This window comes from Mycobacterium malmoense (assembly GCF_019645855.1).
Classification (GTDB): domain Bacteria; phylum Actinomycetota; class Actinomycetes; order Mycobacteriales; family Mycobacteriaceae; genus Mycobacterium; species Mycobacterium malmoense.
Genome location: NZ_CP080999.1, coordinates 4,888,997 through 4,914,673, shown reverse-complemented (window position 1 = coordinate 4,914,673; position 25,677 = coordinate 4,888,997). Strand labels below are relative to the sequence as shown.

26 protein-coding genes are annotated in these 25,677 nt (G+C 67.1%); 13 read left to right on the top strand and 13 right to left on the bottom strand.

The annotated features are described in order from the left end of the window. The first annotated feature begins 77 nt into the window (after positions 1-77). From hsaA to hsaB, 4 genes are read left to right on the top strand one after another with little or no spacing between them, the layout of a single operon-like run. Positions 78-1,262 (top strand): 3-hydroxy-9,10-secoandrosta-1,3,5(10)-triene-9,17-dione monooxygenase oxygenase subunit, encoded by a 1,185-nt coding sequence (gene hsaA, locus K3U93_RS22695; protein ID WP_083010201.1) that lies wholly within the window; start codon positions 78-80, stop codon positions 1,260-1,262. Then, a complete protein-coding gene (gene hsaD, locus K3U93_RS22690; RefSeq protein WP_071513098.1) occupies positions 1,262-2,155 on the top strand; it encodes a 4,5:9,10-diseco-3-hydroxy-5,9,17-trioxoandrosta-1(10),2-diene-4-oate hydrolase in 894 nt (297 codons plus the stop codon). Before hsaA ends, hsaD begins: the two co-directional genes overlap by 1 nt. Further along, entirely contained in the window at positions 2,155-3,057 is a 903-nt protein-coding gene (hsaC, locus tag K3U93_RS22685) for an iron-dependent extradiol dioxygenase HsaC (RefSeq protein ID WP_083010202.1), read from the top strand. The genes hsaD and hsaC overlap by 1 nt, the downstream gene beginning before the upstream one ends. Before the next feature lie 13 nt (positions 3,058-3,070). After that, positions 3,071-3,634, top strand: coding sequence for a 3-hydroxy-9,10-secoandrosta-1,3,5(10)-triene-9,17-dione monooxygenase reductase subunit (gene hsaB / locus K3U93_RS22680; RefSeq protein WP_139796868.1), 564 nt, complete (start codon positions 3,071-3,073; stop codon positions 3,632-3,634). A gap of 107 nt (positions 3,635-3,741) precedes the next feature. On the opposite strand, the gene K3U93_RS22675 is transcribed toward hsaB, so the two are convergent. Beyond that, positions 3,742-4,185 carry a YybH family protein gene (locus K3U93_RS22675; protein WP_176219926.1) on the bottom strand — a complete coding sequence of 148 codons (444 nt, stop codon included), beginning with the start codon at positions 4,183-4,185 and terminating at the stop codon, positions 3,742-3,744. A 394-nt stretch (positions 4,186-4,579) separates the two neighbouring features. Between K3U93_RS22675 and K3U93_RS22670 the strand changes: the two genes are divergently transcribed. Then, a complete protein-coding gene (locus K3U93_RS22670) occupies positions 4,580-5,410 on the top strand; it encodes an arylamine N-acetyltransferase family protein (protein ID WP_083010205.1) in 831 nt (276 codons plus the stop codon). Positions 5,411-5,783: 373 nt separating this feature from the next. Then, complete coding sequence (locus tag K3U93_RS22665) at positions 5,784-7,583, top strand: fatty acyl-AMP ligase (protein WP_083010206.1); 1,800 nt, start codon at positions 5,784-5,786, stop codon at positions 7,581-7,583. Positions 7,584-7,590: 7 nt separating this feature from the next. Here K3U93_RS22665 and K3U93_RS22660 read toward each other — a convergent pair whose 3' ends face one another. The 5 genes from K3U93_RS22660 to fadD3 are packed head-to-tail and all read right to left on the bottom strand — an operon-like array spanning position 7,591 to position 13,380. Further along, positions 7,591-8,757: a pyridoxal phosphate-dependent aminotransferase gene (locus tag K3U93_RS22660; RefSeq protein ID WP_083010207.1), complete on the bottom strand. Its 1,167-nt coding sequence runs from the start codon at positions 8,755-8,757 to the stop codon at positions 7,591-7,593. Continuing rightward, complete coding sequence (gene ipdE2 / locus K3U93_RS22655; RefSeq protein WP_083010208.1) at positions 8,754-9,704, bottom strand: acyl-CoA dehydrogenase IpdE2; 951 nt, start codon at positions 9,702-9,704, stop codon at positions 8,754-8,756. The genes K3U93_RS22660 and ipdE2 overlap by 4 nt, the downstream gene beginning before the upstream one ends. 19 nt (positions 9,705-9,723) lie before the next feature. Next, a complete protein-coding gene (locus K3U93_RS22650) occupies positions 9,724-10,674 on the bottom strand; it encodes an acyl-CoA dehydrogenase family protein (RefSeq protein WP_139796869.1) in 951 nt (316 codons plus the stop codon). After that, positions 10,671-11,804 (bottom strand): acyl-CoA dehydrogenase family protein, encoded by a 1,134-nt coding sequence (locus K3U93_RS22645; protein ID WP_083010209.1) that lies wholly within the window; start codon positions 11,802-11,804, stop codon positions 10,671-10,673. Before K3U93_RS22645 ends, K3U93_RS22650 begins: the two co-directional genes overlap by 4 nt. 1 nt (position 11,805) lies before the next feature. After that, on the bottom strand, positions 11,806-13,380 hold the full coding sequence (fadD3, locus tag K3U93_RS22640) for a 3-((3aS,4S,7aS)-7a-methyl-1,5-dioxo-octahydro-1H-inden-4-yl)propanoate--CoA ligase FadD3 (protein ID WP_083010242.1): 1,575 nt from the start codon (positions 13,378-13,380) through the stop codon (positions 11,806-11,808). A 118-nt stretch (positions 13,381-13,498) separates the two neighbouring features. On the opposite strand from fadD3, the gene ipdE1 reads away from it, so the two are divergent. From ipdE1 to fadA6, 4 genes are read left to right on the top strand one after another with little or no spacing between them, the layout of a single operon-like run. Beyond that, on the top strand, positions 13,499-14,653 hold the full coding sequence (gene ipdE1 / locus K3U93_RS22635; protein ID WP_083010210.1) for an acyl-CoA dehydrogenase IpdE1: 1,155 nt from the start codon (positions 13,499-13,501) through the stop codon (positions 14,651-14,653). Then, complete coding sequence (gene ipdF / locus K3U93_RS22630; RefSeq protein ID WP_083010211.1) at positions 14,650-15,438, top strand: (5R,7aS)-5-hydroxy-7a-methyl-1-oxo-2,3,5,6,7,7a-hexahydro-1H-indene-carboxyl-CoA reductase; 789 nt, start codon at positions 14,650-14,652, stop codon at positions 15,436-15,438. The genes ipdE1 and ipdF overlap by 4 nt, the downstream gene beginning before the upstream one ends. Before the next feature lie 42 nt (positions 15,439-15,480). Next, the gene (gene kstR2, locus K3U93_RS22625; protein ID WP_139796870.1) at positions 15,481-16,089 is read left to right on the top strand and encodes a TetR family transcriptional regulator KstR2; all 609 of its coding nucleotides are present in this window, start codon (positions 15,481-15,483) and stop codon (positions 16,087-16,089) included. A 14-nt stretch (positions 16,090-16,103) separates the two neighbouring features. Further along, positions 16,104-17,264 (top strand): steroid 3-ketoacyl-CoA thiolase FadA6, encoded by a 1,161-nt coding sequence (gene fadA6 / locus K3U93_RS22620; RefSeq protein WP_071513111.1) that lies wholly within the window; start codon positions 16,104-16,106, stop codon positions 17,262-17,264. Between the two features lie 10 nt (positions 17,265-17,274). Here fadA6 and nrdF read toward each other — a convergent pair whose 3' ends face one another. The 3 genes from nrdF to K3U93_RS22605 form a co-directional block, all read right to left on the bottom strand. Beyond that, positions 17,275-18,243, bottom strand: a complete 969-nt coding sequence (gene nrdF / locus K3U93_RS22615; protein WP_083010213.1) for a class 1b ribonucleoside-diphosphate reductase subunit beta — start codon at positions 18,241-18,243, stop codon at positions 17,275-17,277. Continuing rightward, positions 18,240-18,887: a superoxide dismutase gene (locus K3U93_RS22610; protein ID WP_083010214.1), complete on the bottom strand. Its 648-nt coding sequence runs from the start codon at positions 18,885-18,887 to the stop codon at positions 18,240-18,242. Before K3U93_RS22610 ends, nrdF begins: the two co-directional genes overlap by 4 nt. A 377-nt stretch (positions 18,888-19,264) precedes the next feature. After that, on the bottom strand, positions 19,265-19,903 hold the full coding sequence (locus K3U93_RS22605) for a SatD family protein (RefSeq protein ID WP_083010215.1): 639 nt from the start codon (positions 19,901-19,903) through the stop codon (positions 19,265-19,267). A gap of 109 nt (positions 19,904-20,012) precedes the next feature. Between K3U93_RS22605 and K3U93_RS25560 the strand changes: the two genes are divergently transcribed. Then, positions 20,013-20,240 (top strand): AbrB/MazE/SpoVT family DNA-binding domain-containing protein, encoded by a 228-nt coding sequence (locus tag K3U93_RS25560; protein WP_350355543.1) that lies wholly within the window; start codon positions 20,013-20,015, stop codon positions 20,238-20,240. A gap of 153 nt (positions 20,241-20,393) precedes the next feature. On the opposite strand, the gene ipdC is transcribed toward K3U93_RS25560, so the two are convergent. Genes ipdC through echA20 form a run of 4 tightly spaced genes read right to left on the bottom strand, consistent with a single transcriptional unit; the run spans position 20,394 to position 23,837 of the window. Continuing rightward, positions 20,394-21,464: a (3aS,4S,5R,7aS)-5-hydroxy-7a-methyl-1-oxo-octahydro-1H-indene-4-carboxyl-CoA dehydrogenase gene (gene ipdC, locus K3U93_RS22595; RefSeq protein WP_083010216.1), complete on the bottom strand. Its 1,071-nt coding sequence runs from the start codon at positions 21,462-21,464 to the stop codon at positions 20,394-20,396. Further along, positions 21,461-22,204: a cholesterol ring-cleaving hydrolase subunit IpdB gene (gene ipdB / locus K3U93_RS22590; protein WP_083010217.1), complete on the bottom strand. Its 744-nt coding sequence runs from the start codon at positions 22,202-22,204 to the stop codon at positions 21,461-21,463. The genes ipdC and ipdB overlap by 4 nt, the downstream gene beginning before the upstream one ends. Beyond that, positions 22,201-23,082, bottom strand: coding sequence for a cholesterol ring-cleaving hydrolase subunit IpdA (gene ipdA, locus K3U93_RS22585; protein WP_083010218.1), 882 nt, complete (start codon positions 23,080-23,082; stop codon positions 22,201-22,203). The genes ipdB and ipdA overlap by 4 nt, the downstream gene beginning before the upstream one ends. Further along, positions 23,079-23,837, bottom strand: coding sequence for a (7aS)-7a-methyl-1,5-dioxo-2,3,5,6,7,7a-hexahydro-1H-indene-carboxyl-CoA hydrolase (gene echA20 / locus K3U93_RS22580; RefSeq protein ID WP_083010219.1), 759 nt, complete (start codon positions 23,835-23,837; stop codon positions 23,079-23,081). Before echA20 ends, ipdA begins: the two co-directional genes overlap by 4 nt. A 56-nt stretch (positions 23,838-23,893) precedes the next feature. On the opposite strand from echA20, the gene K3U93_RS22575 reads away from it, so the two are divergent. Together K3U93_RS22575 and K3U93_RS22570 are read left to right on the top strand one after the other, a co-directional pair. Continuing rightward, complete coding sequence (locus K3U93_RS22575; protein WP_176219927.1) at positions 23,894-24,685, top strand: SDR family oxidoreductase; 792 nt, start codon at positions 23,894-23,896, stop codon at positions 24,683-24,685. A 15-nt stretch (positions 24,686-24,700) separates the two neighbouring features. Further along, the gene (locus tag K3U93_RS22570; protein ID WP_083010220.1) at positions 24,701-25,615 is read left to right on the top strand and encodes an SDR family oxidoreductase; all 915 of its coding nucleotides are present in this window, start codon (positions 24,701-24,703) and stop codon (positions 25,613-25,615) included. The last annotated feature ends 62 nt before the right edge of the window (positions 25,616-25,677 follow it).

Below are 25,677 nucleotides of genomic sequence, written 5' to 3'. Positions count from 1 at the left end.
GCTCGACACGAATCGGAACGTGTTCTAGTCTCTGGTGTAAGTCCGCTGTGTAAGCCTGGCCCAGGAGGCAAACTTAAGTGACGTCCATTCAACAGCGTGATGCGCAGTCAGTTTTGGCTGGCATCGATGATCTGCTTCCGCGGATTCGGGAGCGCGCTCAGGCGACGGAAGACCTGCGCCGGTTGCCCGACGAGACCGTTCAGGACCTCCAGGACGTCGGCTTCTTCACCCTTTTGCAGCCCGAGCAGTGGGGCGGACTGCAATGCGATCCCGCGCTGTTCTACGAGGCGACGCGGCGGCTGGCGAGCGCGTGCGGTTCCACGGGCTGGGTGAGCTCGATCCTCGGCGTGCACAACTGGCACCTGGCCCAGTTCGACCAAAAGGCCCAGGACGAGGTCTGGGGTGACGACCCCAAGACGCGGATCTCGTCGTCGTACGCCCCGATGGGCGCGGGCGTGGTGACCGACGGCGGCTACCTGGTCAACGGCGCGTGGAACTGGTCGTCGGGCTGCGACCACGCGAGCTGGGCCTTCCTCGGCGGCCCGGTCATCAAGGACGGTCGGCCGGTCGACTTCGGCAGCTTCCTGATCCCGCGCACCGAGTACCGCATCGACGACGTGTGGCACGTCGTCGGCCTGCGCGGCACCGGCAGCAACACCGTCGTCGTCAAGGACGTCTTTGTGCCGCGGCACCGGTTTCTGTCCTACAAGGAGATGAACGACCACACCGCGGCCGGCCTGCAGAACAACACCGCCCCGGTGTACAAAATGCCTTGGGGCACAATGCATCCCACCACCATCTCGGCTCCGATCGTCGGCATGGCCTACGGCGCGTATGCCGCGCACGTGGAGCATCAGGGCAAGCGGGTGCGCGCGGCGTTCGCCGGGGAAAAGGCCAAGGACGACCCGTTCGCCAAGGTCCGCATCGCCGAGGCCGCCAGCGACATCGACGCGGCGTGGCGCCAGCTGATCGGCAACGTCGGCGACGAATACGCATTGTTGGCCGCGGGCAAGGAGATCCCCTTCGACCTGCGTGCCCGCGCGCGTCGTGACCAGGTGCGCGCCACCGGGCGCTCGATCGCCTCGATCGACCGGTTGTTCGAGGCGTCCGGCGCCACCGCGCTGTCCAACGACGCTCCCATTCAACGGTTCTGGCGTGACGCGCACGCCGGCCGGGTGCACGCCGCCAACGACCCCGAGCGCGCCTACGTGATCTTCGGGAACCACGAGTTCGGGTTGCCGCCCGGCGACACCATGGTCTGATGCCGGTTACCCAGCCCAAGACCGAGGAGTTGACGTTCGAGTCCACCTCGCGCTTCGTCGACGTGGACGTCGACGGACCGCTGAGGCTGCACTATCACGAGGCGGGCTTGTCCTTTGCAGGCAGCGACCGGACGGTGGTGCTGCTGCACGGCGGCGGTCCCGGGGCGGCGAGCTGGACGAACTTCGCGCGCAACATCCCGGTGCTGGCGCAGCGCTTCCACGTGCTGGCCGTCGATCAACCCGGCTACGGCCACTCCGACAAACGCGCGGAACACGGGCAGTTCAACCGCTACGCGGCGCGGGCGCTCAAGGGCCTCTTCGACCAGCTTGGCCTGGGACGCGTTCCGCTGGTGGGCAATTCGCTGGGCGGCGGCACCGCGGTCCGGTTCGCCCTCGACTACCCCGACCGGGCCGGGCGCCTGGTGCTGATGGGTCCCGGCGGGCTGAGCGTCAACCTGTTCGCGCCCGACCCCACCGAGGGCGTCAAACGGCTGGGTGCCTTCTCGATGGATCCCACCCGGGAGAACCTCGAAGCCTTCCTGCGGGTGATGGTCTACGACAAGAACCTCATCACCCCCGAGCTGGTGGACCAGCGTTTCGCGCTGGCCAGCACGCCCGAATCGCTGACCGCCACCCGGGCGATGGGAATGTCGTTCGCCGGCGCCGATTTCGAGCTCGGCATGATGTGGCGCGAGGTGTACAAGCTGCGCCAGCCGGTGTTGCTGATCTGGGGGCGCGAGGACCGGGTCAACCCGCTGGACGGCGCGCTGGTCGCGCTGAAGACCATTCCGCGTGCGCAGCTGCACGTTTTCGGGCAGTGTGGGCACTGGGCGCAGGTGGAGAAGTTCGACGAGTTCAACAAGCTCACCATTGATTTCCTGGGAGGTGCGTGATGAGCATCCGGTCGCTGGGCTATCTGCGCATCGAGGCCACCGACGTGGCGGCCTGGCGCGAGTACGGCCTCAAAGTCCTCGGCATGGTCGAGGGCAAGGGCAGCATCGAGGGCGCACTCTATCTGCGGATGGACGATTTCCCGGCCCGGCTGGTGATCGTGCCCGGCGACCGGGACCGGCTCGCCGAGGCCGGGTGGGAGTGCGCGAACGCCGAAGGCCTGCAAGAGATCCGGAACCGGCTCGAGGTGGAGGGCACGCCGTACAAGGAGGCCACCGCCGCCGACCTGGCGGATCGCCGGGTGGACGAGATGATCCAGTTCTCCGACCCGTCGGGCAACCCCCTGGCGGTCTTCCACGGCGCCGCCCTGGAACACCGCCGGGTGGTCAGCCCGTACGGGCACAGGTTCGTCACCGGCGAGCAGGGCCTGGGTCACGTGGTGCTGACCACCCGCGACGACGCCGAGGCGCTGCACTTCTACCGGGACGTGCTCGGCTTCACGTTGCGCGACTCGATGCGGATGCCGCCGCAGGTGGTCGGGCGGCCCGCCGACGGGGCGCCGGCCTGGCTGCGCTTCTTCGGCTGCAACCCGCGCCACCACAGCCTGGCCTTCCTGCCGCTGCCCACGCCCAGCGGCATCGTGCACCTGATGGTCGAGGTCGAAAACGCCGACGACGTGGGCCTGTGCCTGGACCGGGCGTTGCGCCGCAAGGTGCCCATGTCGGCCACGCTGGGCCGCCATGTCAACGACCTGATGCTGTCGTTCTACATGAAGACGCCCAGCGGGTTCGACGTCGAATTCGGTTGCGAGGGAAGAAAAGTCGACGATGGAGACTGGATCGCCCGGGAAAGCACCGCCGTCAGCCTATGGGGGCACGACTTCACGGTCGGCGCCCGCGGCTAGCTCGGAGCTAATGATGTCGGCGCCGATCGACCCGCGGACCTTCCGGCAGGTGCTGGGCCAGTTCTGCACCGGGATCACCATCATCACCACGGTGCACGACGACGTCCCGATCGGCTTCGCCTGCCAGTCTTTTGCGGCGCTGTCGCTGGAGCCGCCGCTGGTGCTGTTCTGCCCGACCAAGGTGTCGCGGTCGTGGAAGGCCATCGAGGCCAGCGGCCGGTTCTGCGTCAACGTGCTGACCGAAAAGCAGAAGCACGTCTCGGCCCGATTCGGCTCCAAGGAACCGGACAAGTTCGCCGGAATCGACTGGCACCCTTCGGGTCTGGGTTCGCCGATCATCGACGGCTCGCTGGCCCACATCGACTGCACGGTGGCGTCCGTGCACGACGGCGGCGATCACTTCGTGGTGTTCGGTGCGGTCCAATCGCTCTCGGAGGCCCCCAAGATCAAGCCACGGCCGCTGCTGTTCTATCGCGGCGACTACACCGGCATCGAACCGGATAAGACCACGCCGGCCCAGTGGCGCGACGACCTGGAAGCGTTCCTCACGACCACCACCCAGGACACCTGGCTCTAACGTTTGCCGGTGAGCCGGGGGCACCACCCGCCCGCCGAGCGTAACGCTACTGCGATATCACGCTTGGTATTTCGCAGTGGCGTTACGCTGGCGAAGCCGCAGCGGCCCTACGGCTGATAAGTGGTCTCGGTGTTGGCGTCGGCGAACATCTCCGAGACGATCAGCCAGGATCCGTCGTCCTGACGCTGCAGGGCGCGCAGCGAGAAGTTGTCCCGGTCAAGGGTTCCGCCGCCGACCAGCCCCTGGCCCTTCACTTTCAGATGCGCCGAAACCAGCACCACGCCGGGGGTGAGCACCCGGAAGCTCGTCTCCGGCGGACCGGCGAGCTCGCCGCGATTGAAGTTGTCGTCTTGGAACAGACCGGTGAGGTAGTCGACGATGTCGTCGCGTCCGCGCTTGACCGTGCCGAAGGCGTTGACCCAGTCGGCATCGTCGGAGTACACGGCCTGCAGGGGCCCGGCGTCACGCTCATCGAACGACTTCAACAAGGTCAGCAGCGTCTTGCCGATCGCTTCCTGATCCGCCGCCGGCAGCTCCGAGAAGTCGGTCATGTCACCTGAAGCCCTTCGCCGCCGACCGCCACGATCCGGCCGTCGATGTGGCTCGCGCCGTAGCTTCCGCGCGGGGTTGGCATGCCCACCAGCCCGGTCCATGTCCTCGACCCCGGGTCGAAGCGTTCAAACGCCGCGGAGTTCTTGTCGGAGGAGAGGAATCTCCCGCTTCCTCAAATCCGGCGGAGGCCAATTCTGCGGCGATCCCGGTCGGTGCCGGTACCGGACCGTCGGCGGTGGGTCCTTCAGCCATTTTTTGGCGCTCAACTCCCGGGTAAATGAATTCGCGAGGTCAAGGGTAGCGCTCGTGAACTCCCAGGGACACGATTCGGCGAGGATCTTTTCCGAAGGCCCGTCTTGATAGCGAGGTCGGACGCTGGGCCAGAATGGCTTTATGGCGCTAGATCTGAACGGATACTTCAACCGCATCGACTATCGCGGCGCTGGCGAGCCGAACCTCGTTGTACTCCAGGATCTGGTGACGGCTCACACTCGAACCATTCCGTTCGAGAACCTCGATCCGGTGATGGGAGTGCCGGTCGATGATCTGAGTCCAGAAGCCCTCAGCGACAAGCTGGTTCACCGCCGCCGGGGCGGTTACTGCTACGAGCACAACGGCCTGATGGGCTATGTGCTGGCCGAAATCGGCTTTCGGGTGCGAAGATTAGCCGGGCGGGTGACCTGGATGCGCCCGCCCGACGCGCCGCTACCGGCACGGACGCACACGGTGTTGGCGGTAACGTTCCCCGGTTCTCCGGGGCCGTATCTCGTCGACGTCGGCTTCGGCGGCCAGACCCTGACCTCCCCCATCCGCCTCGAAACCGGCACCGCCCAGCAGACGACGCATGAGCCGTACCGCTTGGAGGACCGAGGCGACGGGCTGGTCCTGCAGGCCCAGATTCGCGGCGAGTGGGAGTCGCTCTACGAATTCACCACCCGGACCCAGCCGGCGATCGACCTGACGGTGGGTAGTTGGTTCGTCTCAACCCACCCCTCGTCGCCCTTTGTGACGAGCCTGATGGCCGCGCGGGTCACCGCCGACGCCCGATTGAACTTGGCGGGCCGCGACCTCGCGATCCACCGTGCCGACGGGACCGAGAAGATTCGCCTCAACGACGCGGCCGCGGTCTTGGATACGTTAAGCGAACGGTTTGGCATCAATATGGCCGACGTCGGAGACCGCGGTGCGCTCGAAGCCCGCATCGACAGATTTCTCGACGCCTAGACCCCCGGATAGGGGTACACCCACTGGTTCTTAAACATTCTGAAACTGTTCCAGCACAACGTGATTCGCGACAACGGAGGAGACGTTCGCCGGTGGTTGACGAGAATCTGCATCGTCGCGCGGTGCCGAAGCCGTTCCCCGGCGTAACCGCAATGCCCTTGCCGGCCAGCGGCTTTGAGCGGAACGCCACCGAGCCGGTGGTGAGGTCCGAGACGTCGGCAATTAGCTGCACGATTGACGCCAAATGGCCCGATGTCGGGCCTGATAGTGACGACCGCCATAAGGATTTGAGCAATTATACATGCGGCCATTAGCCTGTCCTATCGTGAGTCGGGATCACCTGTTGAGCACTGCTGCGCCCGCATCTGGCGATATGGACGCCTACGACTTCGGCGGCGGAACGATCGTGGTTCCCGAGGGCGTGACGCTGACGTCGTACTTCGATCGGAACCGCGCCGAGCTCGGTGACCACCCGTCGTACCGCTTCGTCGACTACTCGCAGGATCACGATGGGCGGGTCGTCGAGCTCACTTGGAACGAGATGTTGTCGCGCGTGTGCGCGATCGGCGCCCGCCTGCAGCAGGTCACCATGCCCGGGGATCGGGTAGCGATCCTGGCGCCGCAGGGTCACGACTATGTGGCGGGTTTCTTCGCCGCCGTCCACGCGGGCAATGTCGCGATCCCACTCTTTGCGCCGACTCTGTCGGGGCATGCCGAGCGGTTGGCGGCGGTGCTGGCCGACGCGCGGCCCGCGGTGGTACTGACCACGACCGCGACGGCCGAGTCGGTTCGGGCGTTTATCCGGACTTTGGCGCCGAACGAGCGGCCACGAATGATCGCAGTCGACGCGATACCCACGACGCTCGGCTCGACGTTTACGGACGCGGCCCGCGGCACCGACGATGTCGCCTACCTGCAGTACACCTCGGGCTCGACGCGCACGCCATCCGGGGTGGAGATCACCCACCGCGCTGTTTATACCAACGCGATGCAGATGATCCTGCACGGCGGGCTGGACACGGGAGTCCGCTGTGTGAGCTGGCTGCCGCTATATCACGACATGGGATTGATGATGATCATGTTCCCGGCGCTGACCGGGGCACACATCACGCTGATGGACCCCATGGCGTTCCTGCGTCGGCCCTACCGGTGGATCAAGCAGTTAGGCCTCGCGGCGACGAGCGGCCGGACAATGGCGGCGGCGCCGAACTTTGCCTTTGAATTGACGGCCGAGCGGGGGCTGCCTCCGAAGGACGAGCGCCTCGACCTGAGCAACGTGGTCTGCCTGCTCAACGGGTCGGAGCCCGTGACGATGTCGGCCATCGAGAAGTTCACGGCCGCGTTCGCTCCGTATGGTCTGCCCGCGACGGCCGTCAAGCCGTCCTACGGACTGGCGGAAGCGACGTTGTCGGTCGCCAGCATCGCCCAGGACGCGGCGGCCAGCGCCATCTTCCTCGACCGGGAGGAGCTCGGCGCCGGCCGCGCGGTGACCGTCGCGCCCACCGCACCGGGCGCGGTCGCCCATGTATCGTGCGGCCAGCCGATCCCCGATCAGTGGGCGGTGATCGTCGACCCCGGCGGCGCCGAGGTGCCTGACGGTACCGTGGGGGAAATCTGGTTGCACGGCAACAACATTGGCCGCGGATATTTTGGCCGCGAGGACGAGACACGACGGGTGTTCAACAACAAGCTGCAATCTCGGCTTGACCCTGACAGCCACGCCGAGGGCGCACCGGACAACGGCTGCTGGCTGGCTACCGGTGATCTCGGCGTCTACGTCGGCGGCGAGCTGTACCTGACGGGGCGGATCAAAGACCTCATCATCATCGATGGTCGCAACCACTATCCGCACGACATCGAAACCACGGTCAGCGACGCTTCGACCGCCATCCGCACCGGTTACGTCGCAGCATTTTCCGTTCCCGCCGGTGTGCTCGACTCACCGGGCCCTGGCGAGCAAGTGGTCGTCGTCGCCGAGCGCGCCGCGGGCGCGGGCCGTGCCGAGCCGGGGTCGATCGCCGAGACCGTGCGGGCAGCGGTCTCGCGCCGGCACCACATCCGGATCGCCGACCTGCGGCTGGTGGCCGCCGGCGCCATTCCCCGCACGACGAGCGGCAAACTCGCCCGCAGTGCCTGCCGGGCCGAATACATCGCGGGCCGGTTCAACCGCTGACCGGCGCCTACTGACCCGACAGCCAGGGTCCGATTCGGCGCAGGCCCTCCTCGATGTCGCCAGTCGGCCCGGCGAACGACAGCCGGACAAACTCGTTGCCCCGCCTCGTGTCGAAGTCGATGCCCGGCGCGATGGCAACGCCGGTGTCGGCCAACAACTTTGAGCAAAACCCGAGCGAATCGCTGGTGAAGTCCGAGACGTCGGCGTACACATAAAACGCGCCGTCGGTAGGCGCCAGCCGGTCGATGCCGACGCGGCGCAGCCCGTCGAGCAGCAGCGAGCGGTTGATCGTGTAGTGCCGCAGGTTGCCGTCGGCTTCGGCCGTCGCCTCCGGGGTGAACGCCGCCACCGCGGCAATCTGCGACAGCACCGGCGGGCAAATGGTGAAGTTGCCGGTCAGGCAGTCGACGGCGCGGCGCAGTTCCGAAGGCACCAGCAGCCAGCCCAGCCGCCAGCCCGTCATCGCGTAGTACTTGGAAAAGCTGTTGACCACCACCGCATTTCGCGAAGTCCGCCAGGCGCAGCTGGTCTGCGGCGCCCCCTCGTAGACCAGGCCGTGGTAAACCTCGTCGCTGATCAGCCGCACCCCGGAGGCGTCACACCAGGACGCGATCGCGGCCAGCTCGGCCGGCGGTATGACCGTCCCGGTGGGATTGGCCGGGCTGGCGACGATCACGCCCCGCACCGGCGGGTCGAGCTCGGCGAGCAGCTGGGCGGTGGGCTGGAATCGGGTTTCCGGCCCGCACGCGATGTCCACCACCTCGCAGCCCAGCGCCGACAGGATGTTCCGATAGCAGGGGTAGCCGGGACTGGCCAGCGCCACCCGATCGCCCACGTCGAAGCACGCCAGAAACGTCAGCAGAAAACCGCCCGACGAACCCGTCGTGACAACGACCGCGTCGGGTTCGACGTCGATGCCGTGCGTGCGCCGGTAATCCGCCGCGATCGCCGCCCGCAGCTCCGGAATTCCCAGTGCCACGGTGTAACCCAGCAGGTTGAGATGCAGGGCGGCGGCCGCGGCCGCGCGCACCGGCTCGGGCGCGCCCACGCTGGGCTGGCCCGCCGACAGGTTCACCAGGTCGCCGTGGCTGCGCTGCCGCTCCGCGGCCGCCAGCCAGACATCCATCACATAGAACGGCGGGATGCCGGCGCGCAGGGCGACACGGTCGTTCACGGTGTTTCGAGCACCTCAGATTCCAGTTGGCGCAGCAGTTCCCGCGGCGAGCCGAGCAGATGCGCGCTGCCGTGCGCGCGTTTGAAATACAAATGCATGTCGTGTTCCCAGGTGATGGCGATGCCGCCGTGTAGCTGGATGCCTTCGGCGGCCACGGCGCACAGCGCCTCGCTGGCCGCCGAACGCGCGGTGGCGGCGTTGGTGGGGGTGGGGTCATTGCACGCGTCGTTGACGACGGCTTTGGCCGCGGAGATCGCGACGTACAGGTCGGCCATCCGGTGCTTGAGCGCCTGGAAGCTGCCGATCGGACGGCCGAATTGCACGCGGCTCTTGGTGTATTCGACGGTCAGTTCCAGACAGCGTTCGGCGGCGCCGATCTGTTCGGCGGCCAGCAGGATGGCCGCTTGATCGGCGAGGCCCGGGTCGGTGCCGATCGCTTCGGTCTGTTCGGGCCGCACCCGGCCCAGTCGGCGGGTGGGGTCCATGGTGGTGACGGGCTCCGCGGCGAATCGAGTCCACCGGACCAGCTGTCCGTCCTCGACTGCGACCACGACGTCGGCGGTGTCGCCGTTGACCACGTAGTCGGCATCGAGCACCAGCGCCCCGATCGAGGTGCCCTCGGCCAGCCCTTGCAGTGTCTCGGCGTCCGGCTTGAGAGCGGACAGCAGCGCCAGCTCCGCCAGCGTGCTGCCCAGCAGCGGGGAGGGCACCAGGTTGCGGCCCAGCTCCTGCAAAACGGCTGCGGCGTCGGCTAATTCGCCGCCCGCGCCGCCGAGCTCCTCGGGTATCACCAGCGCGGCGGCACCGACCTGTTCGCACAGCAGCTGCCACAGCGACTCGTCATAGCCACGCTCGGATTCCATCGCCGCACGCACCGCTGCAGGGTCCGCGTGCTTGGCCACCAGGGCGGCGACGGTTTCCCGCAGCAGCTCTCGCTCTTCGGTCATAGCGTCTCCCACTCTTGGGTCACAGCGCCTCCAGCACCCGCCGCCGATGTGCCTCGGGATCACCCCAGGCCGAGCGTAATGCCTGCACCCGCAGCAGCCACAGGGACAGGTCGTGTTCCTGGGTGAACCCGATCGCGCCGTGGGTCTGCAGCGCCGCCCGCGCCGCCAGCAGGGCCGCCTCGGACGCCGCCGCTTTCGCCGCGCTGACGTCGCGGGACTCCAACGACAAGGCCGCACCGTAGACCAGCGGGCGGGTCAGCTCGATCGCGATGTGCACGTCGGCGAGCTTGTGTTTGATCGCCTGATACGAGCCGATCACCCGGCCGAACTGGCTCCGCTGCTTCGCGTAGTCGACGGTGCCGGCCAGCAGCGCCTCGGACGCGCCGACCAGCTGCGCCGCGGTGGCCAGCGCGCCGAAGTCGAAGGCGCGCTTGACATCCGCTCGCCAGGTCTCGCCGGTCGCGGTCACGTCGTACAGGCGGCGGCTGGGGTCGACCGACTCGTGGCACTCACCGGCGATACCCTCGGTGACTCCGTCATCACCCACGAGCAGCACCAGCCCGGCCGCGGCGGCGTCAACCGCGCGCGGCACCTGCGGGGGCAGCGCCACGGTGGCGATCAGCTCACCGGAAGCCAGGCCCGCGCACCGCTCGGCCTGATCGTCGGTGGAAAGCAAAACCGGTGCCACGGCAATGGATTCGGCCACCGGTCCGGGCACACACCAGCGCCCCAGGCGTTCGAGCGCCACCACCAGGTCGACGGGATGGGCGTCGATGCCGTCGAACTTCTCCGGCACGGCCAGCGCGGTGACGCCGAGGTTGGCCAGCTGTTCCCACACCTTTCGGCCCGGTGCGAGGTCGCCCGCCGACCAGGCGCGGACGGCCCCGGGCAGATCCGCGGCAGCGAGCGCCGCGTCGATGCTGGCCGCGAAGTCGCGCTGCTGTTCGTCCAGTTCAAATTCCACGGTCACTTCTTCTCTCGCGGCAGGCCCAGCAGGCGTTCGGAGATGATGTTGCGCTGGATCTCGTTGGTACCGGCATAAATTGGGCCGCCCAGCGCGAACAGCAGGCCATCGTTCCACGGTCCGGCGACCTCCCCGTCGGCGCCGAGGATGTCGAGCGCCGTCTGATGTATGGCCACGTCGAGGTCGGACCAAAACACCTTGGTCACCGACGATTCGGCGCCGAGTTCGCCGCCGGCGGCCAGCCTGGTCACCGTGCCGAAGGTCTGCAGGCGGTAGGCCTGCGCCTTGATCCATGCGTCGGCAACCCGATCGGCGAATCCCTCCGGCGATCCGTGGTCTTTCCACAACCGCACCAGTCGCTCGGCGGCCGCCAGGAAGCGGGCCGGGCTGCGCAGCGACATGCCACGCTCGTTGCTCGACGTGCTCATGGCCGCCCGCCAGCCATCGTTGGGGGTGCCGATCACGTCCTCGTCGGGCACGAAGGCGTCGTCGAGGAAGATTTCACCGAAGCCGGTGTCGCCGCCCAGCTGGACGATGGGCCGCACGGTGACGCCCTTGGCCTTCAGGTCGAACATGAGATAGGTCAGGCCGTTGTGCCGTTCGGCCGCGGGGTCGGACCGGAACAGCCCGAATCCCCTCTCGGCGAACGGCGCCCGTGAGCTCCAGATCTTCTGCCCGTTGAGCAGCCAGCCGCCGTCGGTCTTGGTGGCGGTGGACCGCAGCGACGCCAGGTCGCTGCCGGATTCGGGCTCCGACCAGGCCTGCGCCCAGATCTGTTCGCCGCTAGCCATTTTGGGCAGGATCCGGTCCCGCTGCTCCTCGGTGCCGTGCGCGAACAGCGTCGGGGCCAGCATCGAGGTGCCGTTGGCGCTGGCCCGGCCCGGCGCCCCGGCGTGAAAGTACTCCTCCTCGAACACCACCCAGTGCAGCAGCGGCGCGTCGCGACCCCCGTACTTCTTGGGCCAGGTGATCACCGACAGTCCGGCATCGAACAGCACCTTGTCCCAATGCCGGTGCTGCACAAAGCCTTCCGCGTTATCGTAGGACTTCGTCGGGATCGACTCCGCATTGGCCGAGAGGAAGTCCCGCACCTCGGCTTGGAAGGCCAGCGTCTCTTCGTCTAGTTTCAGATCCAATTCACGCCAACTCTCGCAGTTGTGCTTTGACCACCTTGCCGCCCGCATTGCGCGGCAACGCGTCGACGAACCGCACCGACCGCGGTGCCTTGAAATTCGCCAAATACTCACGGGTGTAAGCGATCACCGATTTCTCGTCGAGTTGGGCGCCAGGTCGGGTGACCACGAACGCCCGGCCCACCTCGCCCAGCCGCTCGTCGGGAACCCCGATCACCGCGGCGTCGGCCACCCCCTCCATCCGGGCCAACACCTGCTCGACCTCGGCGGGGTAGACGTTGAATCCGCCGCAGATGTACATGTCCTTGAGCCGGTCGGTGATGCGCAGGTTGCCGGCCTCGTCGACGGCGCCGATGTCCCCGGTGTGCAGCCAGCCGTCGGCGTCGATGGCGGCCGCGGTCGCCTCCGGGTCGTCGAGGTAGCCCAGCATCACGTTCGGCCCGCGCAGCAGGACTTCGCCGGATTCGCCGGGAGCCGCCCCGTCGATGCGCAACTCGAAGCCGGCGAACGGGCGCCCGCAGGTGGTGGCCACGGTCACCGCGTCGTCGTCGGCGCGGCACATGGTGCCCATGCCGTTGGCCTCGGTCAGGCCGTAGGCCGTCAGCACGATGTCGATGTCGAGCTCGGACTGCATGCGCTCGACCAGCACGACCGGCACGGTGGCCGCCCCGGTCACCGCGAACCGCAGCGAGCTCAGGTCGTAGTCGCGGCGCGCCGGATGGTCCAGCAGCATCTGATAAATCGTTGGGGGCCCGGGCAGCACGGTGATCCGGTGCTGCTCGATGGCCTGCAGCGCGCGCAGCGGGTCGAACGTCAGGTGCGGGATCAGCGTCGCGCCGGTCTGCAGGCAGGCCAGGATGCCGGCCTTGTAGCCGAAGTTGTGGAAGAACGGGTTGATGCACAGGTAGCGGTCGGCGCTGGTGATCTTGCCGTTGGCGGCCCACGACGCCGACGCCGATAGCGATTGCCGGTGCGCGCACAGCACGCCTTTGCTGCGGCCGGTGGTGCCGGAGGTGAACAGGATGTCGCTGACGTCGTCGGGCGTGACGGCGGCGGCGCGGGAGGCCGCCGCGTCGGCGGCCCCGGATTCTGAACCGCGCGCGATGAACTCGTCCCACGTCCCGTCGTGCGCCTCGATCGGTATCCGCACGACGTGCCGCAGCGCCGGCAGCGCGCCGCGATCCAGTTCGGCAACGCGGTCGTGGCCGAGGAACTGACCCATCGCGAACAACACCGGCGCACCGGTGCGGGCCAGGATGTCGCCGGCCTCCTCGGCGGTGTAGCGGGTGTTCAGCGGCACCATGGCGGCGCCGGCGTGATGGATCGCCAGGCAGGCGACCACCCAGTGCCAGGTGTTCGGCGACCAAATGGCCACCCGGTCTCCGCGTTCGACGCCGAGCGCGATCAGCGCGGCCGCGGCCCGGTGCACCTCGTCCCGCAGCGCGGCGGCGGTGAAGGAGCGGTCGTCGGTGATCAGCGCGTCGTGGTCGGGCAGCTGGCCCGCGAAACGATCCAGCGCCGCCGGCACCGTTCGCGAGCTGGGGGCACCGCCCGTTCGCGAGCGTGCGTGTTTGTACAGCGACACGCCGTGGTTGCTGGCATTCTGCGCACGCTCGTCGGTGATGGCCCGGCTCCTCCTCACGCGGCTTCGCCGCCAGGCTAACAAAGCAAGTGCTTGGTAGGTTAGCCTACAGGGCATGCAGGACGTCGAGGAGTTCCGGGCCGAGGTCCGCCAGTGGCTCGCCGACAATCTCGTCGGCGAATTCGCAGCGCTCAAGGGGCTTGGCGGACCCGGGCGCGAGCACGAGGCCTTCGAAGAGCGCAGGGCCTGGAACCAGCATCTCGCCAAGGCCGGGCTGACGTGCCTGGGATGGCCGGTCGAGCACGGCGGCCGTGGGCTTTCCACCGCGCACCGGGTGGCGTTCTATGAGGAATACGCCCGCGCCGACGCCCCGGACAAGGTCAACCACTTCGGCGAGGAGCTGCTCGGGCCGACCCTGATCGCGTTCGGGACACCCGAGCAGCAGCAGCGCTTCCTGCCGCGCATCCTCGACGTCACCGAGCTGTGGTGCCAGGGATATTCGGAGCCCGGCGCCGGCAGCGACCTGGCCAACGTGTCCACCACCGCCGAGCTCGACGGCGAGGGTGAGCAGTGGCACATCAATGGCCAGAAGGTGTGGACGTCGCTGGCGCACCTGTCGCAGTGGTGCTTTGTGGTGGCCCGCACCGAGAAGGGCTCCAAGCGGCACGCCGGCCTGTCGTATCTGCTGGTGCCGCTGGATCAGCCCGGTGTGCAGATCCGGCCGATCGTCCAGATCACCGGCACCGCGGAGTTCAATGAGGTGTTCTTCGACGACGCCCGCACCGACGCCTCGTTGGTGGTCGGCGAGCCGGGCGACGGCTGGCGCGTCGCGATGGGGACGCTGACCTTCGAGCGCGGCGTCTCGACACTCGGGCAGCAAATCCGTTATGCGCGTGAGCTTTCCAACCTGGCCGAACTCGCGGGCCGCAACGGCGCCGTCGACGACCCGTTCATCCGCGAGCGGCTGACCCGGGCGTGGACCGGGCTGCGGGCCATGCGCAGCTATGCCTTGGCCACCATGGATGTCGAGCAGCCCGGCCAGGACAACGTGTCGAAGTTGTTGTGGGCCAACTGGCATCGCGATCTCGGCGAGCTGGCCATGGACGTGATCGGCAAGCCCGGGCTCGCGCTGACCGACGGCGAATTCGACGAATGGCAGCGCCTGTTCCTGTTCACCCGCGCCGACACCATCTACGGCGGATCCAACGAGATCCAGCGCAACATCATCGCCGAGCGGGTGCTCGGCCTGCCCAGGGAGGTAAAAGGTTGACGCTTTCCGAAGCGCCGAAAGAGGTTGCCGGACACGGGCTTCTGGACGGCAAGGTGGTCATCGTCACCGCCGCCGCGGGCACCGGCATCGGCTCGGCGACGGCCCGCCGCGCCCTGGCCGAGGGTGCCGACGTGGTGGTGTCCGACCACCACGAGCGACGGCTGACCGAGACCGCCGACGAACTGTCCGCGCTGGGACTGGGCCGGGTCGAGAAGGTGGTGTGCGACGTGACGTCCACCGCCCAGGTCGACGCCCTAATCGACTCGACCACCGCGCGCATGGGCCGCATCGACGTGCTGGTCAACAACGCCGGGCTGGGCGGACAGACGCCGGTGGTCGACATGACCGACGACGAATGGGACCGCGTCCTGGACGTGACGCTGACGTCGGTGTTCCGGGCCACCCGGGCGGTCCTGCGGTACTTCCGTGAGGCCAAGCACGGCGGCGTCATCGTCAACAACGCGAGCGTGCTGGGCTGGCGGGCCCAGCACTCGCAATCGCACTACGCCGCGGCCAAGGCAGGGGTGATGGCGTTAACACGTTGCAGCGCAATAGAAGCCGTCGAGTACGGGGTCCGCATCAACGCGGTGTCACCCAGCATCGCCCGGCACAAGTTTCTGGACAAGACGACCTCGGCCGAGCTGCTCGACCGGCTGTCCGCCGGCGAGGCGTTCGGCCGCGCCGCCGAGCCCTGGGAAATCGCGGCCACCATCGCCTTTCTGGCCAGCGACTACTCCAGCTACCTCACCGGCGAGGTCATCTCGGTGTCGAGCCAGCATCCGTGAGTCCAGGTCGCCAAGCAAGCGCTTGGTTGATATGCTGACCGGGTGGACCGAGTGACCGGTCAGCCAAACAGCCGCCGAGACGAGTTGCTAGAGCTCGCCGCGGCGATGTTCGCCGAGCGCGGATTGCGCGCCACCACCGTGCGTGACATCGCCGATGGCGCCGGCATTCTGTCCGGCAGTCTGTATCACCACTTCTCCTCCAAAGAGGAGATGGTTGACGAGCTGCTGCGCGGTTTCCTCGACTGGTTGTTCACCCGCTACCGCGAGATCATGGACACCGAGGCCAACCCGCTGGAGCGGCTCAAGGGGCTGTTCATGGCGTCGTTCGAGGCAATAAGGGAGCGCCACGCGCAGGTCGTCATCTACCAGGACGAGGCGAAACGGCTGTTGTCGCAACCCAGGTTCGCCTACATCGAGGACATGAATCGCCAGCAACGCAAGATGTGGGTCGAGGTGCTCCATCAGGGCATCGACGAAGGTTACTTCCGGCCCGACCTCGACGTCGACCTCGTCTACCGTTTCATCCGGGACACCACTTGGGTGTCGGTGCGCTGGTATCAACCCGGCGGGCCGCTCACCGCGGAGCAGGTGGGTCAGCAATATCTCGCCATCGTGCTCGGCGGCATTACGGCGGAATTTTCAAAAGATTGAAGAAGGAGTCTGAGATGCCCGAGGCGTACGTTATCGACGCTGTACGTACCGCGGTCGGCAAGCGCAATGGATCGCTTGCCGGGATACATCCCCTCGATCTGGGTGCCGTGGCGTGGCGCGGGCTGTTCGACCGGGCCGATGTCGATCCCGCCGCCGTCGACGACGTGATCGCCGGTTGCGTCGACGCCATCGGCGGGCAGGCGGGCAACATCGCCCGGCTCTCGTGGCTGGCCGCCGGCTATCCCGAGGAGGTCCCCGGGGTCACCGTGGACCGGCAATGCGGTTCCAGCCAACAGGCGATTTCCTTTGGCGCGCAGGCGATTATGGCCGGTACGGCCGACCTGATCGTGGCCGGCGGTATGCAGAACATGAGTTGGATCCCGATCTCGTCGGCCATGACGGTCGGTGAGCAGTTCGGTTTCACCTCGCCGACCAACGAGTCCAAGCAGTGGCTGCACCGGTACGGCGACCAGGAGATTTCACAGTTCCGCGGCTCGGAGCTGATCGCCGAGAAGTGGAACCTGTCGCGCGAAGAGATGGAGCAGTACGCGTTGACCAGCCACGAGCGCGCGTTCGCGGCGATCCGTGCCGGACACTTCGACAACGAAATCGTCACCGTGGAAACCGAATCCGGGCCGTTCCGGGTCGACGAGGGCCCACGCGAGACGTCGCTGGAGAAGATGGCCGGCCTCAAGCCGCTCGTCGAGGGGGGCCGGCTGACGGCGGCGATGGCCAGCCAGATTTCCGACGGTGCCAGCGCGGTGCTGCTGGCTTCCGAGCGGGCCGTCAAAGACCACAAGCTGACTCCGCGGGCCCGCATCCACCACATCAGCGCCCGCGGCGCCGACCCGGTGTTCATGCTCACCGGGCCCATCCCCGCCACCCGTTACGCGCTGGACAAGGCCGGGCTGTCCATCGACGACATCGACACCGTCGAGATCAACGAGGCGTTCGCGCCGGTAGTTATGGCCTGGCTCAAGGAGATCAAGGCCGATCCGGAGAAGGTGAATCCCAACGGCGGTGCGATCGCCCTCGGTCATCCGCTGGGCGCTACTGGGGCAAAGCTTTTCACCACCATGCTCAACGAGCTCGAACGCGTCGGTGGCCGCTACGGGTTGCAGACGATGTGTGAGGGCGGCGGCACGGCGAACGTGACGATCGTCGAGCGGTTATGACGGCCCGCGATTAGAAGTCCCAGTCGGCGTCCTCGGTGGCTTGCTGGGCCCCAATGACATAGGAGCTGCCCGAGCCGGAGAAAAAGTCGTGGTTCTCACCGGCACCGGGATCGAGCGCGGACAGCACCGCCGGGTTCACCTGGCATTCGTCGCGGCCGAAGGCCGGCTCGTACCCAAGGTTGGCGAGCGCCTTGTTCGCGTTGTACCGCATGTAGGGCAAGACATCGTCCGTCCAGCCCAACCCGTCGTAGAGGTCACGGGCGTAGTCGATCTCGTTGGCGTACAAGGCGTGCAGTAGGTCATAGGTATATTCGCGGTGATCGGCGCGCTCGGGGTCGGTGAGCCCGGCCAGTCCACGCTGACACTTGTAGCCGATGTAATACCCGTGCACGGCTTCGTCGCGGATGATCAGCCGAATGAGATCGGCGGTGTTGGTGAGCTTTCCGCGTGAGGACCAGTACATCGGCAGATAGAAGCCGGAGTAGAACAGGAAAGATTCCAGCATGACCGACGCCGCTTTGCGTTTGAGGGCGTCGTCGCCACAGTAGTAATCGACGATGATCTGCGCCTTGCGCTGTAGGTGTGGGTTCTGCTCCGACCAGTCGAACGCGTCGTCGATCTGCCGGGTCGAGCACAGCGTGGTGAAGATCGAGCTGTAGCTCTTGGCATGCACCGACTCCATGAACGCGATGTTGGTCAGCACCGCTTCTTCGTGCGGTGTGATCGCGTCGGCGATCATCGACACCGCGCCGACGGTGGCCTGCGCGGTGTCGAGCAGGGTCAGGCCCGTGAACACCCGTATCGTCGTCTGCTGCTCCTGCGCGCTGAGCGTCCGCCACGACTGCAGGTCGTTGGACAGCGGCACCTTCTCCGGCAACCAGAAGTTACCGGTCAACCGGTCCCAAACCTGCGCGTCCTTGGGGTCGAGCAGGCGGTTCCAGTTGATCGCATGAACTCGGTCGACCAGTCGGCTTGTCATCGCTCGTCACCGATTTCGTCAGTGCCGCGCAGCCCGACAAGCCGGCCGGTGCGGGCCGCATCGAATCGGGCCGAGACGTCGGCCCAGTTCACCAGCGACCACAGCTGGTCGACATAGTCGGCTTTGACGTTGCGGTACTGCAGGTAGAAGGCGTGCTCCCAGGCATCGAACACGAGCAGCGGCGTGCTGGTGATCGCGACGCTGATGTGGTGGTCGTGAATTTGATGCACGACAAGCCGGCGGCCGATCGGGTCCCACGCCAGCGCGCCCCACCCGGAACCCTGCACCGTGGCGGTGGCCCCGGTCAGCTCGGCGCGAAACGCGTCGAATCCGCCGAAGAACTCGTCGATGGCGGCGGCCAGTTCGCCTTCGGGGCGGTCGCCGCCGTCCGGTGCCAGGTTGGTCCAGAAGATCGAGTGCAGCGCGTGACCGGCGAGGTTGAATGCAAGGGCCCGCTCCAGGCCGGGCAGTTGGCCGAGAGTGCCCTCGGCGCGGGCGTCGGCAAGTTGTTCGACGGTGGAGTTGGCGCCCTTGACGTATGCGGCGTGGTGCGCGCTGTGGTGAAGTTGCATGATCTCGCCGCTGATAGCGGGTTCGAGCGCGCCGTAGTCGTAGGTCAGGTCGGGCAGGTGATAGGCCGGCATCGGTCCTTCCTCTCAATCCTCAATTCTGGGCTGGCATTCGACGATACCTCGTAGTTTCGTATTGCCAAATAAATTAGTACGGGTTACCGTACTAATGTCGGAGGGTGTACCGATAGCCACGGGCCCGCACCGGATCAGTCTGGTGCGGGCCGCGTGCGTGGCGGCCCTTTTATCGAGCGGTTGCGGCCGAAGGCCGGCTCCCTCTCCGCGCCGAGTGTGAAATCCCCGACCCCTCAACGGGGGCGTGTCGCGTCGTGAAATTCACACTCGGACAGGCGGTTAGCGCACGGCCAACACCAGCGGCAGCCATCTCGCGCGGACCGCACGCTGGCACAGGTCGGCGACCCCGAGGGCTATGAGTAGGACCGCGACGGCGCTCACGGCACTCTCCGAAGATGTTGGCTGGCAAGCACGATCAGATCCAGGCCGTCGCGGCCCGTTCGCTGTGACACCGCCGATGGGCTGATGCCCTCCTCAGCGGTAAGCTGCTTTTTGGTCTTGTTGCTCATCAAGCCCTTCGCAATCCGCAACGATCTTTCATCAAGCGATCCAAGCAGATGGTCCCGACACAGCAGGGCCGCGTTTATCGCAGCGACGTCGGTGCGGGTGTCGTCGCCTGCCCGGAACGTCGTTCGAACCAGCGTGAAGCCGGGCCGCCGCTGAGCCTCCGCGGTCTGCCGGATGGCGTCTCGCGCGGCCCACCAGCCCGGCCCGTCCTGGATTCCGGCGTCGGCGTCCAGGATGGTGATTGTGCCCCAGCCGATCCCAAACCGAATATCGATTTCGGGACCGACGGTTAGCCGCAGCGACAGTGCGGCATCGATCGCGGCATCCACGGTCGGATAGCTGCCCTGAAACTCGTCGCCGACGGTGAACGCCGGCGGGTCAATCGCGCTGGCGGCGACGCCGCGCAGGGCGTTCGTGACGACTCGATGCAGCTCGGAGCGGTACGGCGCCAGCCGCGAACCGACGACGTCGCCGATGAGCGGCGCCCGTTGTGAAGGATAAAGCTTCATCTAGCCATGGTTTACCTATTAGCTTCACAAATGGGCCGATAAGGCTGCCGCGCCAGAACCCAGCCCGGTCGGACTGCTCCCCCTGAGCGCTACGGATATAACCGCCACCGTGACGCCAAAAAGGCAGGTGACTATCCCCAAGATGACACGGGATGCGCTCGGCATCCGGGAGGGAGACCAGGTTATCTTCGGCGTCGAAGGCGATCGCGCTGTCGTTTCCCGGACACCCGACTTACTCGCCTTGACCGGCACAGTCCGGGTGCCCCCAGCGAAACGCAATGTCGCATGGGACGACGTAATCCGCCGGATCTCGCGGCACGCGCGACGTCATGCCTAGCGGCCGGACGGCAGCGCTGCTGGCCGACCTTCTCGCCAGTGCCGAGAGCACGGGCATCGGCAGAATCGCTTCCAACCGTCAACGGTCTGACCCGGCAATAAAACGTCGGTTGCGACCCACGCGGCGCGGACGCGACCGGAATCGCGGCGCGCCTTAGTCTTCCACCAGCGCGGCCGCCGCCCGCAGATGCTCGATCGCGTCGTGAACGATCGACTCGATCAGCTCCGCACACGAGGGCAGGTCGTCGAGGATGCCGGCCACCTGGCCGGAGGCCAGGACTCCGGCCTGGGTATTGCCCTCGACCAGACCGGCTTTGAGCAGCATCGGGGTGTTGGCCGCCATCACCACCTGCGACCAGGTCAGCTCCTTGCCGTGGCGCATCGCCAGGCCGTCGCGGATCATCGACCGCCAGGTCATCCGCGACATCTTCTTGAACTTCGCGGCGTTGCGCACCGCGGCAGCGAAACCCCTTGCCGGCGAGCCGCTTTCCAGCTTCTCGACCAGGCCGGTGCGCAACACCCGGTGCGGCATGCCGTCGACGCGCGTGGTGACCACGGTGCCGTCCAGTGCCGCCTCGAGGTAGCGCCGCTTGACCGCGTCGGGCACGGTGGAATCCGAGGTGAGCAAAAACCGCGTGCCCATCGCCACGCCGGCGGCGCCGTAGGACAGCGCCGCCGCCAGCCCCCGCCCGTCGAAGAATCCACCCGCCGCGATCACCGGAATGCCGGTGCCCTGCACGGCATCCAGCACCGACGGCAGCAGCAGCGTCGTCGCGACGGGTCCGGTGTGCCCGCCGCCCTCGCCGCCCTGCACGATCATCGCGTCGGCACCCCAGGCCGCGACCTTGCGCGCGTGCTTGGCCGCGCCGATCGACGGGATAACCACCGCCCCAGCATCTTTGAGCCGGGCGATCAGCTCCTGTTTGGGCGCCAAGGCGAACGACGCCACCTTCACGCCCTCGCGGATCATCAACTCGACGCGGTCGCCGGCGTCGGCGGCGTCGGCGCGGATGTTGACACCGAACGGCTTGTTGGTCGTCGCCTTGACCTTGCCGATGGCCGTCGCCAGCTCATCCAGCGTCATGGTGGCCGACGCCAGGATGCCGAGCCCGCCCGCGTTGGCCGTGGCCGACACCAGCCGGGCCCCGGCCACCCAGCCCATCCCGGTCTGCACCACCGGGTGCTCGACGCCGACCAGCTCGGTCAGCGGCGTGCGCAATTTCACGAACGTATCTCCCTGTCGCGCAGCCCCTTCGGGTCGATGACCTCGCGGATCAGGCGCAGCTCGTCCTCGGTCGGCAGCCTGGTCTCCTCGGCCTCGTCAACGCCGTGCACCTCGAACGAAGTGTTTTCGCGGACGTCGCCGGGTGACACACCGGGATGCAGGGACACCGCCCGCATGGTTCGATCGGGGCCGCCGAAGTCGAACACCCCGAGGTTGGACACCACCCGGTAGACGCCCATGAACCGGAACGCCGGATTGTCCGGGTCGATCTTGTCCCAGCCGATGCCGCAAACGACGTCGACGGCTTCGGTGAACACCCGCTTGGAATGGTTGCCGACCCAGTAGCTGGTGGCGTGGTTGATCGCGTTGCCCGGCGCGCCCCGAACCCCGAACATCTGCCGGGTCGGGCGCTGCAGCGGGCCGAACGCCGAAAGATTCTGATTGCCAAAGCGGTCAACCTGATTGGCGCCCATCACCACATGGCGGCGCCCCCAGGCCAGCGTCTCGAACACCCGGCCGAACGGCATCCAACCCTCGACGGCTCCGGGAGCGCCCAGCGCCGGGGTGTCGGCCAGCAGCTGGGCCTCGCCGTCGGTCAGCACGATGTCGGGGGAGAAGGTCAGCCGGGCCAGCCGTGCGCCGACCGATGCCATGTTCGCCATGGGGCTGACCATGATTTCGCCCGCGTCGCGGAACAATTCGGCGCAGGCGACGGCGCACACGTCGGCTCGGGTGCTCATTTCGAGGCCTCCTTCCCGAATGCGCGCACGGCCGCCTGGTAGTCGGCTTCGCCGCCCGACAGATAGGTCTGCACGAACTTCTGCCAACCCTCCTCCGTCGAGGCCGCCTCGGCGTAGTGCCGCTGGAACTTCTCGTCGCGGCCGTAATCCGGTGCGGCGGTGGTGAAGTGGGCACCACCGGGCGCTTCCACGACCGCGTCGACCATCATTCGGTTCACCAGCAGCGCCTGCGGCGGCACCGCCTTGACCAGCTCCTGGGTGGGCACGACGCGCTCCACCGACAGGTAGCGTTTCTCGGCGGCCATCAGGAAGAGATCGTCGAAGTAGGGGTCGATGCCGGTGTAGGCGGCATTGCCTTGGCTGTCACCGAGATTGAGGTGCACAAAGGCGGCGTCCAGGCGCAACGCGGGCATGGCGATCAGCGTCTCATGCCCGTCATCCGTTGGGTACGGCGAAGTGACGGTTTGCAATTCGCCCTCCCAGAAGTCGGGGACCGAGCTGCCCAGCCCGGCGCGGATCGGCAGGAACGGCAGCCGCTGTGCCGCCGCCTGCAGCCCGCAGCGCAGCATGCCCTCGTCCATCTCGCGGGCTTCGATGGCCCCGCCGGTGCGGGCCTTGGCGAACCACGGGTCGTAGAAGGGCGGCGAATCCAGCGAGACGAACCCGTAGTAGACGCGCTTGACCTTGCCGGCCGAGCACAGCAGCCCCAGGTCCGGTCCGCCGTAGGTCACGACGGTCAGGTCTTTGACGTCGGTGCGCAGCATGGCCCGCACGAATGCCATCGGCTTGCGCCGCGACCCCCAGCCACCGATGCCGATGGTCATACCGCTGCGCAACTGCGCGACGGCCTCGTCGAGGCTGGTTCGCTTGTCGGTCATTCCTTCTTGCCCTTCGCGGTGCCGGCAAACGCGTCGCGGTGCTCGTCGGACACCCCGGCGAGGTTGAGCTCGAACGTAAAGCCTTGCTCCATACGGTAACTCGAGTTGACCCGTTGCACGTCGATCAAGTTGAGCGCCTCCTTGGCGGCGCGGATGACCCGGGTGTCCTTGGCGGCGATGTCGCGGGCCACCTTTAAAGCGGCCTCATCGAGTTGGTCGCGGGGCACCACCTCGTGCACCGAACCGAAGTGATGCAAGGTGGCGGCGTCCACGGTGGCCGCGGTGAAGAACAGCCGGCGCATCATGTGCTGCGGCACCAGCCGCGAGAGGTGGGTGGCAGCGCCCAGCGCGCCGCGTTCCACCTCCGGCAGCCCGAAGGTGGCGTCGTCGGAGGCCACGATCACGTCGGAGTTGCCGACCAGTCCGATGCCGCCACCGACGCAGAATCCGTTCACCGCCGCGATCACCGGCACCGCGCACTCGTAGACCGCGCGGAACGCCGCGAAGCAGCCACGGTTGGCGTCGATGAGGGCGGCGAATCCCTCGGTGCGCTGCATCTCCTTGATGTCCACCCCGGCGTTGAACCCGCGGCCCTCCGCCCGCAGGATCACCGCGTGGGTTTCGGGATTCTGGCCCGCGGCGGTAATCGCCTCGGCCAGTTCGAACCAGCCGCGCGACGGGATCGCATTGACGGGCGGGTAGTCGACGGTGACCGCGACGATGCCCGGTTCGATGGTGGTGGATGTGATAGTCATTGCACTTCCTGACGGGGCGGCTACCTAAGCAAGCACTTGCTTGGTACGCTAGCACAGTGACCCGCGCCGAATCAGGCCCCCTAACTAGAGAAGCCATCAAGTTGGGCTTGGCCGGGCGGGTGGTCCTGGTCACCGGCGGCGTTCGAGGGGTAGGTGCCGGTATCAGCTCGGTTTTCGCCGCGCAGGGCGCCACCGTCATCACCTGCGCACGACGAGCCGTCGAGGGATCGCCCTACGAGTTTCACTCCTGCGACGTCCGCGACGATGACGCCGTCCGGGCATTAATCCAGGGGATCTGCGACCGGCACGGTGTGCTCGACGTCGTTGTAAACAACGCCGGCGGTTCGCCGTACGTGCTGACCGCGGATTCCAGCGCGAAGTTCAACCGCAAGATCATCGAGCTCAACCTGATTGGCGCCCTGTCGGTTTCGCAGCACGCCAACGACAAGATGCAAGGCCAACAGCGCGGCGGATCAATCGTCAACATCTGCAGCGTCAGCGGCCGACGTCCGACACCGGGCACCGCGGCGTATGGAGCGGCCAAGGCGGGCTTGGAAAACCTCACCGAGACACTGGCTGTGGAGTGGGGACCGAAGGTCCGGGTGAATGCGTGCGTGGTCGGCATGGTGGAGACCGAACAATCGGAACTGTTCTACGGTGATGCCGAGTCTATTGCCGCGATTTCGCAGAACGTGCCGCTGCGCCGGCTGGCCAAACCCGAGGATGTCGGTTGGGCCGCAGCATTTTTGGCCTCGGATGCGGCGTCCTACATCAGCGGTGCCACGTTGGAGGTGCATGGGGGCGGCGAGCCACCGCACTATCTCGCCACCACGAGCGCGATCAAGTAGAGGAGACAAAGGATTATGGGAGTGGTTGACGGCCGTGTCGTCATCGTCACCGGAGCGGGCGGCGGCATCGGTCGTGCGCATGCTTTGGCCTTCGCGGCCGAGGGCGCGCGGGTGGTGGTCAACGACATCGGGGTGGGACTGGACGGTTCACCGGCAAGCGGCGGTAGCGCCGCGCAGGGAGTGGTCGACGAGATTACCGCCGCCGGGGGGGAAGCCGTCGCCAATGGATCCAACATCGCCGACTGGGACCAAGCGGCCGGCCTGATCCAGACCGCCATCGAAACCTTCGGTGGCCTGGACGTTTTGGTGAACAATGCCGGCATCGTGCGCGACAGGATGATCGCCAACACCAGCGAAGAGGAATTCGACGCCGTCATCGCGGTGCACCTCAAGGGCCATTTCGCCACCATGCGGCACGCCGCGTCGTATTGGCGTGGGCTGTCCAAAGAGGGAAAAGCCCCGAAAGACATTGACGCACGGATCATTAACACCAGCTCCGGCGCGGGCCTGCAGGGCAGTGTGGGTCAGGGGAACTACAGCGCCGCCAAGGCGGGCATCGCGGCGCTGACGCTGGTCGGGGCCGCCGAGCTGGGTCGATACGGCGTGACCGTCAACGCCATCGCGCCGTCGGCCCGTACCCGCATGACCGAGACCGTCTTCGCCGAGATGATGGCGACGCAGGACCAGGATTTCGACGCCATGGCGCCGGAAAACATCTCGCCGCTGGTGGTTTGGCTGGGCAGTTCCGAATCCCGAGATGTCACCGGGAAGGTGTTCGAGGTCGAGGGCGGCATCATCCGGGTCGCCGAGGGCTGGGCGCACGGCCCGCAGGTCGACAAGGGCGCGAGGTGGGATCCGGCTGAGCTGGGACCCGTCGTCGCCGATCTGCTGGCCAAGGCGCGGCCTGCGGTTCCGGTTTACGGGGCTTAGCGCTGGTCCACCTCGGCGTTGATGCGATGAAGGGGCGGGGCCTCCGCTCCCCGTGACGTTCC